This window comes from Actinomadura geliboluensis, from assembly GCF_005889745.1.
In the GTDB taxonomy this organism is placed as follows: domain Bacteria; phylum Actinomycetota; class Actinomycetes; order Streptosporangiales; family Streptosporangiaceae; genus Spirillospora; species Spirillospora geliboluensis.
In genome coordinates this window covers 1-10,213 of record NZ_VCKZ01000329.1, presented here as the reverse complement: position 1 = coordinate 10,213, position 10,213 = coordinate 1, and the positions used below count along the sequence as shown (strand labels likewise).

The following is a 10,213-nucleotide window of genomic DNA, read 5'->3' as shown; positions in this document are numbered from 1 at the left end:
GTCGCCGGCGGCCGCACCGCCGGCGACCCGGCGCCCGGCGAGAACTACCCAGTTCGGCGACATCTCCGCGGAACTGCATGGCTCCACCCGAGGGCGCGGGTGGAGGGCAGCGCGCCGCCCGGCGCGAGGCGGCCCGCCGCGATCGCGGCGCGCAGGGCCCGCTCCAGGCCCGCGCGGCGGCCGCCCGCCGCGTCGACGGCGAGATGGAGATCGACCGAACTGGACCAGTCTTCCGGCATGGGACCGGATCTTAATCCTGGTCCGGTCGGCGCCTAGATTCGCGGGCATGATCCTTTTCGCCCAGCTCAGCGACGTCCATCTCGATCTCGGCGACCGCGCGGCCGCGCGCGCGGCGCGGGTCATGGAGCACCTGGACGGCCTCCCGCTGGACGCCGTCCTCGTCACCGGCGACATCGCCGACCACGGGGAGCCCGCCGAGTACGAGCAGGCCCGCAAGGTGCTGGCGTCCCGGCACCAGGTGCTGGCCTGCCCCGGCAACCACGACGCGCGCGGCCCCTTCCGGGAGGTGCTGCTAGACGAGCCGCCGGGCGACGGCCCCGTCAACCGCGCGCACGAGGTCGCGGGCGCCGTGTTCCTGATGTGCGACTCGACCGTGCCCGGTGAGGCCCACGGCTTCCTGGACGACGAGACGCTCGCCTGGCTCGATGAGAACCTCGCCGGGAACGGCGACGCGCCGGCGTTCGTCTGCTTCCACCACCCGCCCGTCCCGCTCGGCGCCCCGTACGTGGACGAGATCCGCCAGTTCGGCGCGGAGCGCCTGGCCCGGGTCGTCGAGCGCCACCCGCGGGTCGCGGCCGTGCTGTGCGGGCACGCCCACACGGCGGCGGCCACGACCTTCGCGGGGCGGCCCCTGCTCGTCGCGCCCGGGGCGGTGTCGACGCTCGTCGTCCCGCCGCGCGGCGGCGAGGTCGTGGACCTCGCCGCTCCCCCGGGCCTGGCGATCCACCTCCTGGACGACGAGGGGCGCCTGACCACGCACTACCGCACCGTCTAGCGGTGCGTCGTCCAGGTGCGGGTGATCTCCTCGGCGGCGTCGACGACGAGGGTCCGGTAGCGGTCGATGGCCTCGGGGGTGAAGCGGTGCCGGGGCCCGCACACGCTGATGGAGCCGTGCACCTCCCCGTCCGGGCCGAACAGCGGCGCGGCGACCGAGCCGGCGTCGGCCTGCCGCTCGCCGAGGGAGACGGCGACGCCCTCCCGGACCGTCTCGGCGAGTTCGGCGCGCAGCCGGTCCTCGTCGGTGACGGTCCGGTGGGTCATCGCCGCCAGCGGCCGGCCGAGGATCAGCTCCCGGCGCTCCGCGGGCAGGAACGCGAGGATCACCCGGCCCGAGGAGCCGGCGTGCAGCGGGAACCGGCGGCCGACCTCGACCGTCATCTTGACCTCGTGCGGGCTCTCGAACTGGTCGAGGTAGACCCGCTCGTCCCCGACGAGACCGGACAGCGTGGTGGTCTCGCCGGTCGCGTCCCGCAGCCGCCGCAGCACGGGCGCGGCGGCGTTGCGGACGTTGAACCGGCGCAGCGCGCTCACGCCGAGCGCGACGGCGGCGGGGCCGAGGCGGTAGCCCGCCGTGCCCGCCTCCAGCATCTCGCGGGACACCAGCGACTGCAGGATGCGGTACACGACGGCCTTGGAGATGCCCAGCTCGCGGCTGATGGCGGTGACGCCGAGGTACTCGGGGCCGCCGGCGAACAGCAGCAGCACGTCGGCGACCCGCCCGGCGACCTCGGTTCCCCCCGGCGGCGGCGCGGTGGCGGTCTGGTTGGTCACGCCAAGATCCTAGGCTTCAGCGGCCGCGGCGCAGGTAGCGTCCGACGGGGTCGCCGGTCACCGCGCCGTCCTTGTACACGTGGTTGCCGCGCACGAAGGTGTCGGTGACCCGCGCGGTCATCGCGAAGCCCTCGAACGGCGTGTACTCCTGCGTCGACTCGGAGTCGGCGGCGCGGACCGTCCAGTTCGCGTCGGGGTCGACCAGGGCGATGTCGGCGTCGTAGCCCTCGGCGATGGCGCCCTTGTTGACCAGCCCGTAGCGGCGGGCCGGGTTCCAGGACGTGAGCCGGGCGACCTGCTGGAGCGGCAGGCCGCGCTTGAGGCCCTCGCCGACCAGGCCGGGCAGCAGGTACTCGGCGCCGCCGAACCCGGACTTGGCGAGGAAGATGTCGTCGCGGTCGGCGCCGAACTTCATCTCGTCGCGGCAGCAGGCGTGGTCGCTGACGACCCAGTCGACCTCGCCGGCGAGGACGTGCCGCCACAGCGCCTCGACGTCGGCGCGGTCGCGCAGCGGCGGGTTGACCTTGCCGCCGAGGCCGTGCGCGGTGTCGACGTCGGCGAGCAGGTGCCCGATGGTGACCTCGCGGCGGAAGTCGATGTGCGGGAACGCGCCCGCCATGGTGAGGGCGGCCGACAGCGCCTTGTCCGACGACAGGTGCAGCAGGTTGATGTTGGGCAGGCCCGTCTCGTGCGCGAGGTAGGACGCGATGGTGACGGCGAGGCCCTCCGAGTGCGGCGGGCGGGACGCGCTGTAGGCGCGCAGGCCGGTCAGCTTCCCCTCCTGCTCGACCATCTTGGTGTAGGCCGTCATGATCTCGGCGGTCTCGCAGTGCAGCGACAGCGAGATGTGCGGGGCGTAGTCGGCGAGTTGCTCGCGGGCCCGCTGGACGCCGCGCATGACGAACTCGAAGTGCGCGATGTCGTAGCGCTCGTCCGGCGGGGTCATCAGGAAGTCGCTCTGGCTGGACGAGCGGCCGTGCAGCCCGTGGCTCCCGTAGAACATGAAGATCTTGAACGAGGTGACGCCGTGCTCCTCGACGAGGTACGGGATCTCGTCGATGTGCTCGGCCATCATCGGCGCCAGGTGGAAGGCGTAGTCGACGTAGGCGTTGCCCTCCGCGATGCTCAGCACCTCGGGGAAGAACTCCCGGTACGGCCCGCCCTTGTTCAGGTAGTACTGGCCGGTGCGCATGTAGGTCAGCGCCGTGGTGACGCCGCCCTGGGCGCTGGCGCGGCTCTCGGTGCGGGTGTCGGTGCCCAGCTCGTTGTAGATGCCCCAGTGCTGGTGGGCGTCCACGACGCCGGGGAACGCCAGGCGCCCGCCCCCGTCGACGACGGTGGCCGCGTCGTCGTCGGGCAGCCCCGGGGCGACCTGGACGATCGTGCCGTCGTTGACGGCGATGTCCGCGCGCTCCGGCTCGGTGCCGTCGGGGGCGTCGGGGCGGACCACCCGCACGTTCTTCAGCAGCAGTTCGGTCGTGGCCATCGTGTACTCCTCAATTCTCGCGGGTGGTCGTGCGGCGGGCGGTCCGGTCGCGGGCGACGGCGCCGGCCGCCAGGTAGGCGAGCCCGAAGGCGGGCAGCAGGCCGTTGCCGGGCAGGTAGCCGTCGGCGCCGTGGCCGGAGATCCCGGCGGCGGCGCCGCCCGCCGCGTACAGGCCGGGGATCGGCCGGTCGTCGGGGTCGACGACGGCGGCGTCCTCGTTGACGATCAGGCCGCCCTGGGTGTGGAACAGGGCGGGGACGACGCGGACGGCGGCGTAGGGCGCGGCGAGGGGCCGCTCCCAGTGGGTGCGGCCGTGCTCGTCGGGGCGCTCGCCGCGGGCCGCGGCGGCGCTGGCGGCCAGCTCGTCGGCGAGGGCGTCCGGCGGCAGGCCGGTCGCCTTGGCGAGGGCCTCGGCGTCGGCGGCCCGGACGAGGACGCCCGATTCGACGGTGTCGCGGTAGTCCTTGAACCCCTGGCACTGCTCGTGGACCGTCTCGTCCAGCACGATCCAGCCGGTGGCGCCGGGCCGGGCGGCGAGCTCGGCGGCGTACTCGGAGTAGCCGCGGGTCTCGTCGCCGAAGCGGCGGCCGCCGAGGTCCACCATGACCGCGCCGTGGATGATCGTGGCCCAGCCGACGAGGGTGCCGGCGCCGGCGGCGATGGCGCCGTGCCCCTGGTAGGCGTCCAGGAACCCGGTGGCGGCGCCGAGGCCGCCGCCGATGCGCAGCGCGTCGCCGAGCGACTGGTCGCTGCCCTGGTAGAGGGCGCCGGCGATCTCGGGGAGGTGCCGTTCGACGAGGCCGCGGTCGGCGCCGAAGCCGTTGGTGGCGAGCAGCACCGCGCCGGTGGGGATCTCCTCGGTCGTGCCGTCCGGGTACTGGACGACGGCGGCGCGGACCGCCCCGTCCGGGCCGGTCGCCACGCCGGCGAGCTTGGCCGGGACGAGCAGGTCGATGTCCGGGTGCTCGCGGACGCGGCGGGCGAGGTGGTCGATCACGCTCGACCCGTGCCGCCCCGGGACGGAGTGGCAGCGCGTCACGGAGTGCCCGGGGTAGTTGAAGTCGGTGACCAGGGACAGCGGCAGCTCCACCGAGTCGGCGAGCCACTCCACGAGCGGGCCGCTGACCTCGGCCAGGGTGCGGGCGAGCCGGGCGTCGGCGCTGCCCTTGGTCTTGGCCATGATGTCGGCGACGAACCGGTCCGGGGAGTCGTGGACGCCCTCGGCCGCCTGCCAGCGGGAGCCGGCACCGGGGAACATCGCGGTCGACATCGAGGTGTTGTTGCCGCGCCGGAAGTGCTCGCTCGCCTCCACGACGACCACGCTGAGGCCGAGTTCGGCGGCGCGCAGCGCGCCGGCGAGGCCGCCGCCGGCGCCCGCGATGACGAGGTCGGGTCCGTCGGTCATGCGGATCCCCCCGCGGTCATGAGCGTCAGGGCGAGGGCCGTCGGGTCGACGACGCGGGCCGCGAACCGGTCCTCGTCGACGTCGACGGCCGAGCAGCCGTTGAGCACCGCGGCGGCGCCGGCGGCGGCGAGCGCGTCCACGGCCTCGCCGAGGGCGGCGTTCCAGGCGGCGGCGTCGGCGACGGCGTCGAAGGGCAGCTCCAGCACCGCGATCCCGGCGACGTACTCGTCCAGGCCGTAGCCCTTGAGGCGGCGGCCCAGCTCCGCGCCGATCGCCTCGTTCCGCACCACCGCACCAAACCGAACATTCATCGCAGAAAGGTGCATACTACTCAGCTTCAGCAGGCCGATCGGCCGTACGCCCCGGTCAGGGCCGGCGCCCGGGCCGGACGGGCCGTCCGGGACGGCCGGGTCGAGCACGCAGTCGGGGAAGGCGAGGTCCCAGCCGTCCCCGGCCCGCGCCAGCGCGGCGGCGACCTCCCGCTCGGAGGCGCGGATCGCCGCCTCGTCGTCCAGCGCGCCGGGCGCCGCCGGGCCGACGTCGCGCAGCTCGACGGTCAGGCCCGGCGGGGCCAGCCGGTCGTAGCGGGCCTGCCGCCGCCGGATCTCCTCCGGCGGCAGATGGATCGGCGTCACGGCCAGGGCGCGCGTCACTTCGGCTCCTTCGTCTCGTCGCCGGCGAGGCCGCGCAGGCGCTCCCCGGCATGGTCCAGGCCCGGCAGCTCGCGGGAGAGCGCCGCCGCCCGGTCGATCAGTTCCTCGCGTCCCGGCAGCCACCGGCGCAGCATGGCCAGGACGTCCCCCTCGTCCAGGGGGCGGTGGTCGGCGTCGCCGACCGGGTTCGGGACCTCGCGGGTCCGGACGGTCCCGTCGTCCAGCTCGACGGTGACGCGGGCGGCGCGCTCGTCCGGCAGCCGCGCGGTCAGGTCGCCCGCCTCGGCCAGCCGGACCCGGCGCGCCAGCGCCCGCAGCTCCGGATCGTCGAGGTCGGCGCCGGGCGCGACCTCGCCGTGCAGCAGCGCGGCGGCGACGGCGAACGGCGTGGAGAACATCGCCGACAGCCGGTTGTCCCACTCCGGCGACGCCAGCCCGGCGCCGAGCGCGTGCGTCTCGACCAGCACGCCGCCGATCCGGGACGGGTCGAGCCCGCCGCGCAGTCCGAGGACCGCGTCGGCGGCCGGATGGGTGAACGAGCAGGACGCGTGCCGCTTGAAGTAGCCGCGCGTGATGTCCCAGCGCTCGCCGAGCCCGCCGGTCAGTTCCGCCGCGTCGAACTCCCCGAGCAGGGTGCCGAGCGACAGCGCGGCGGTGCCGGTGTTGCGGGCGAGCCCGGCCGCCGCCATCCGCGCCGCGGCCAGCCCCGACATGTTGGACGCGCCCATCCAGGCGTCCCGCACCGGGTTCCCGTCCGTCGCCGAGGCGAAGTGCCCGGCGACCGGCAGGCCCGCCCCGGTGTCGATCGCCGCCGCGACGGCGTCCGGGCCGAGGCCGAGCAGCCGCGCGCAGCCGGCGGCGGCGCCCGCGACGCCCCAGCTCCCGTGCGGGTGCGCGCCCGGCCGCAGCCGGGCCGCCCGCCCGAACCGGGACGCCGTCTCATAGGCGGCGAGCAGCGCCGCCGCCGTGTCGGGGCCGGAGGCGTCCCGCTCGGCCGCCAGCGCCAGCACGGCCGGGAAGCCGTGCGCCGCCGGGTGGCCCTTGGCGTACTTGTTGCCCTCGTCCAGCTCCAGGCAGACCAGCGCCACGGCGTTCAGCCAGGCGGCGGCGTCCACCGAGGCGCACCGCCCCGCGCCGATCAGCGGCGCGGGCCCGCCGGGGGCGCCCCACGCCGCCCGCAGCGCCCGCGTCTCCGCCAGCCCGGCGCCGAGCGCGGTCACGCCGATCGCGTCGAGCAGGACCAGGGAGAGCCGGTCGAGCACCTGCACCGGCACGTCCGCGACGTCCAGTCCGGCGACCCACTCCCCCAGCCGGGCCGTCGCGGCCTCCGTGTTCACGTCCATCAAAGCCCCAGGTACGCCTTCCTGACCTCGGCCGACCCGGCCAGCTCCTCGCCCGTCCCGTGCAGCACGGTCGAGCCGCTCTCCAGCACGTAGGCGCGGTCGGCGATGCCGAGGGCCTGCTTGGCGTTCTGCTCCACCAGCAGCACCGCGACGCCGGTGTCGCGGATCCGCTTGACCGCGTCGAGCATCGCCCACGTCAGCTTGGGCGACAGGCCGGTGGACGGCTCGTCCAGCATGAGCAGCTTCGGGCGGGCCATCAGCGCGCGGCCGATCGCGAGCATCTGCTGCTGCCCGCCGCTGAAGGTCTGCGCGACCTGCGTGCGCCGCTCGGCGAGGACGGGGAACAGCTCGAACACCTCGCGCATGGCCGCGTCGACCTCGCCGTGCGGGCGGGTCCAGGCGCCCATCCGCAGGTTCTCCTCGACGGTGAGCGTGCCGAACAGGGCGCGGTCCTCGGGGACGTGCACGAGCCCGTCGCGGACGAGCTGGTCGGGGCGGCGCCCGGCGGTGGGCTCGCCCGCGAACGTGATCGTCCCGGACGTCGGCCGCAGCTGCCCGCACACCGCGCGCAGCGTCGTGGTCTTCCCGGCGCCGTTCGCGCCGACGAGCGCGACGATCTCGCCCTCGCCGAGCGTCAGGTCGATGTCGTGCAGGATCTGCATGCGCCCGTAGCCGGCGCAGAGCCGGTCAAGCCTCAGCATCGCCGGGCTCCTCTCCGAGGTAGGCCTCGATCACGCGGGGGTCGGAGGTGACCTCCTCCGCCGAGCCGGTCGCGAGCACCCGGCCCTGGTCCATGACGAGGACCCGGTCCGACAGCCGCATCACGGCCGCCATGATGTGCTCGATGAACAGCAGCGTCGTGCCGTCCTCCGCGCGCAGCGCGGACAGCAGGTCCAGGACCGGCTCGCGCTCCGACGGGACGAGCCCGGCGAGGACCTCGTCCAGCAGCAGGACCTTCGGCCGCATCGCGAGCGCGCGGGCGAGTTCGAGCCGCTTCAGCCCGGCCGTCGGCAGCTCGGTGGCGTTGCGGTGCGCCCACTGGCCGAGGCCGACGCGCTCCACCACGTCCAGCGACCGCTTCCGCAGCCGGTGCGGCGACGCCCGCCGGTGCTGGGCGGCCAGGCTCACGTTCTCCAGCACGGTCATGCTCCCGAACGGGCGCATGAGCTGGAAGGTGCGGACCATGCCGGCGCGGGCGATGCGGTCCGGCGAGGAGCCGGTGACGTCCCGGTCGCCGAACACGACCTGCCCGGTGTCGGGGGCGAGCGCGCCGCAGATGACGTTGAACAGCGTCGTCTTCCCGGCGCCGTTCGGGCCGATGATGCCGAGGATCTCCCCCTGCTCGACCTGGAACTCCACGTCCGACAGGGCGCGCAGGCCGCGGAAGTCCTTGCCCACTCCGGTCACGTTCAGGATGCTCATCGGCGCCACCTCGCGGCGATCGTGCCGACGATGCCCTTGGGCAGCAGCCGGACGATGAGGATCAGCAGGACCGCGTAGACCGCGACGTCGAGGCCGCTGCGGCCCTGCAGGAAGCTCAGGAAGTCGGGCGGGGTGCGCAGCAGCGTCGCGGTGACGTCCGACAGCGCCCCGAGGATGACCGCGCCGACGATCGGGCCCCAGATGGTGCCGATGCCGCCGATGACCACGGTCGCGATCGCCTGGACCGACACCGACGACCCGAACGCCAGGTCGGGGTTCACGAACAGGTAGTACTGCGTGTAGAAGGCGCCGGCCACCGAGGTGATCGCCGCCGACAGCGCGACCGTGACCAGCTTGTACCGCAGCACGGGCGTGCCGAGGGACGCCGCCGCCAGCTCGTCGTCGCGGATCGCGGTGACGTAGCGGCCCGTCCGCGAATGCAGGAACACGATGCTGACCGCGGCGGCGATCCCGGCGAGGCCGAGCGCGATCCAGAAGTAGGCGGGCGAGTCCGCGGCGAACTGGATCTTCCAGAACGAGGAGCCCTGGATCAGCGGGACGGTGAACCCGACCGCCTTGTTGGTGAACTCGCTCGTCGTGACGATCAGCCGCAGCATCTCGGCGAACGCGAACGTCGCCAGCGCGAAGTAGGCGCCTTGCAGCTTGTAGCGGAACGCGAAGTACCCGATGACGACGGCGACCGCGGCGGCGACCGCCATCCCGGCGAGCATCCCGATCCACGGCGACACGCCGTGCTCGACGAGCAGGTAGGCGCTGGTGTAGGCGCCGAGGCCGAAGAACGCGGCGTGCCCGAAGCTGAACATCCCGCCGAACCCGCTCATCACGTTCCAGCCGATGGCCATCAGCGCGAAGATCAGGATGCGGACGGCGACGGCGCCCTGCGCGGGCGGCAGCACCAGCGGCAGCGGGATCGCGACCAGCAGCAGCACCCCGAGCACGGCGAGCTGCCGGTGGTGCGGGCGCAGCGGCGGCGCCTTCGCCGGCCGGGCGCCGTCCCCGTCCGGGCGGCGGGTGAGGGTGATGCCCGTGTCCGTCATGCCCGTGCCCGTCATGCCCGCCTCCCGAAGAGCCCCTGCGGGCGGAGGAACAGCACGATCACGAAGACGGCGAACACGCCGAGCAGCGAGCTCTGCCCGTCCATGTAGATCGTGGTGAGCTGCTCGACCAGCCCGATCAGCAGCCCGCCGACGAGCGCGCCGGCGACGTTGCCCATGCCGCCGAGCACCACGACGACGAAGGCGGTGATGTTGAACTGCTCGCCGAGCGTCGGCGTGACCGTGACCAGCGGCGCGGCGAGCACCGCCGCGGCGCCGGCGCAGGCCGTCCCGATCGCGAACGTCAGGGTGTGGACGCGCCGGACGTTCACGCCGACCAGCTCGGCGCCCTGCCCGTTGGCGGCGACCGCGCGGATCGCCGTGCCGAACCGGGTGTGGCGCAGCAGCCAGAACAGCACCGCGCCGATCAGGATCGCGCCGAGGAAGGCGTACAGCCGGGCGCCCGACACGACCGCGCCGAACAGGGAGAACTGGAAGTCGCCGGGCAGCGCCACGGTCTTCGGCTCGGCGCCGAAGAACATCAGCAGGCCGTTCTCCAGCAGCAGCGACAGCCCGAGCGTGATGAGGAGCTGGTTCTCCAGCGACGCGCCGCCCGTCCCGCCGAGCAGGCCGCGGTGCACGGCGGCGCCGAGCAGGAACAGCGCGGGCACCGCCACGAGCAGCGTCAGGTACGGGTGGACGCCGGTGCCCTGCACGACGCCGAACGCGATGAACATCGCGATGGCCAGCAGCGCGCCGTGCGCGAAGTTGACGATGTCCAGCACGCCGAAGATCAGCGTGAGGCCCATCGCGATGAGCCCGTAGAGCCCGCCCATCAGCAGGCCGGTCACCACCGACTGCCAGACGACCAGGCCGCTGCCGGACTTGATCAGGGCGACCGCGATCGCGACCGCCACCACGCCGCCGGTGACGGCGGCGCGCTTGAGGACGGCCCCCGTCCCGTCGCCGCCCAGCAGCGGGCGGCGCCGGGCGGCGGGGGCGGGAGGGGACTGCGCACCTGTTGCGGAACGACCGCGATCTCGACATGGAGCGAGACG

11 protein-coding genes are annotated in these 10,213 nt (G+C 74.4%); 1 reads left to right on the top strand and 10 read right to left on the bottom strand.

Annotated elements, in window-relative coordinates:
* Nucleotides 1–44: 44 nt before the first annotated feature.
* Complete coding sequence (locus tag ETD96_RS33150; protein WP_205719569.1) at nt 45–239, bottom strand: hypothetical protein; 195 nt, start codon at nt 237–239, stop codon at nt 45–47.
* A gap of 47 nt (nt 240–286) precedes the next feature.
* On the opposite strand from ETD96_RS33150, the gene ETD96_RS33145 reads away from it, so the two are divergent.
* Entirely contained in the window at nt 287–1,015 is a 729-nt protein-coding gene (locus ETD96_RS33145) for a metallophosphoesterase (protein ID WP_138640426.1), read from the top strand.
* On the opposite strand, the gene ETD96_RS33140 is transcribed toward ETD96_RS33145, so the two are convergent.
* The 9 genes from ETD96_RS33140 to ETD96_RS33100 form a co-directional block, all read right to left on the bottom strand.
* Nucleotides 1,012–1,791, bottom strand: coding sequence for an IclR family transcriptional regulator (locus tag ETD96_RS33140; protein ID WP_138640425.1), 780 nt, complete (start codon nt 1,789–1,791; stop codon nt 1,012–1,014). The genes ETD96_RS33145 and ETD96_RS33140 overlap by 4 nt on opposite strands.
* 16 nt (nt 1,792–1,807) lie before the next feature.
* Entirely contained in the window at nt 1,808–3,277 is a 1,470-nt protein-coding gene (locus ETD96_RS33135) for a dihydroorotase (RefSeq protein ID WP_138640424.1), read from the bottom strand.
* 10 nt (nt 3,278–3,287) lie between these two features.
* Nucleotides 3,288–4,682 (bottom strand): FAD-dependent oxidoreductase, encoded by a 1,395-nt coding sequence (locus tag ETD96_RS33130; RefSeq protein ID WP_138640423.1) that lies wholly within the window; start codon nt 4,680–4,682, stop codon nt 3,288–3,290.
* Nucleotides 4,679–5,335 carry a hydantoin racemase gene (locus ETD96_RS33125; protein WP_138640422.1) on the bottom strand — a complete coding sequence of 219 codons (657 nt, stop codon included), beginning with the start codon at nt 5,333–5,335 and terminating at the stop codon, nt 4,679–4,681. Before ETD96_RS33125 ends, ETD96_RS33130 begins: the two co-directional genes overlap by 4 nt.
* The gene (locus ETD96_RS33120; protein ID WP_138640421.1) at nt 5,332–6,678 is read right to left on the bottom strand and encodes an MmgE/PrpD family protein; all 1,347 of its coding nucleotides are present in this window, start codon (nt 6,676–6,678) and stop codon (nt 5,332–5,334) included. The genes ETD96_RS33125 and ETD96_RS33120 overlap by 4 nt, the downstream gene beginning before the upstream one ends.
* Nucleotides 6,678–7,379, bottom strand: coding sequence for an ABC transporter ATP-binding protein (locus ETD96_RS33115; RefSeq protein WP_138640420.1), 702 nt, complete (start codon nt 7,377–7,379; stop codon nt 6,678–6,680). The genes ETD96_RS33120 and ETD96_RS33115 overlap by 1 nt, the downstream gene beginning before the upstream one ends.
* Entirely contained in the window at nt 7,366–8,100 is a 735-nt protein-coding gene (locus ETD96_RS33110; RefSeq protein WP_205719570.1) for an ABC transporter ATP-binding protein, read from the bottom strand. Before ETD96_RS33110 ends, ETD96_RS33115 begins: the two co-directional genes overlap by 14 nt.
* Complete coding sequence (locus ETD96_RS33105; protein WP_205719568.1) at nt 8,097–9,173, bottom strand: branched-chain amino acid ABC transporter permease; 1,077 nt, start codon at nt 9,171–9,173, stop codon at nt 8,097–8,099. Before ETD96_RS33105 ends, ETD96_RS33110 begins: the two co-directional genes overlap by 4 nt.
* Nucleotides 9,170–10,213: branched-chain amino acid ABC transporter permease (locus ETD96_RS33100; RefSeq protein ID WP_205719567.1), on the bottom strand; the 1,044-nt coding region annotated here is incomplete at its 5' end. The genes ETD96_RS33105 and ETD96_RS33100, both read right to left, overlap by 4 nt.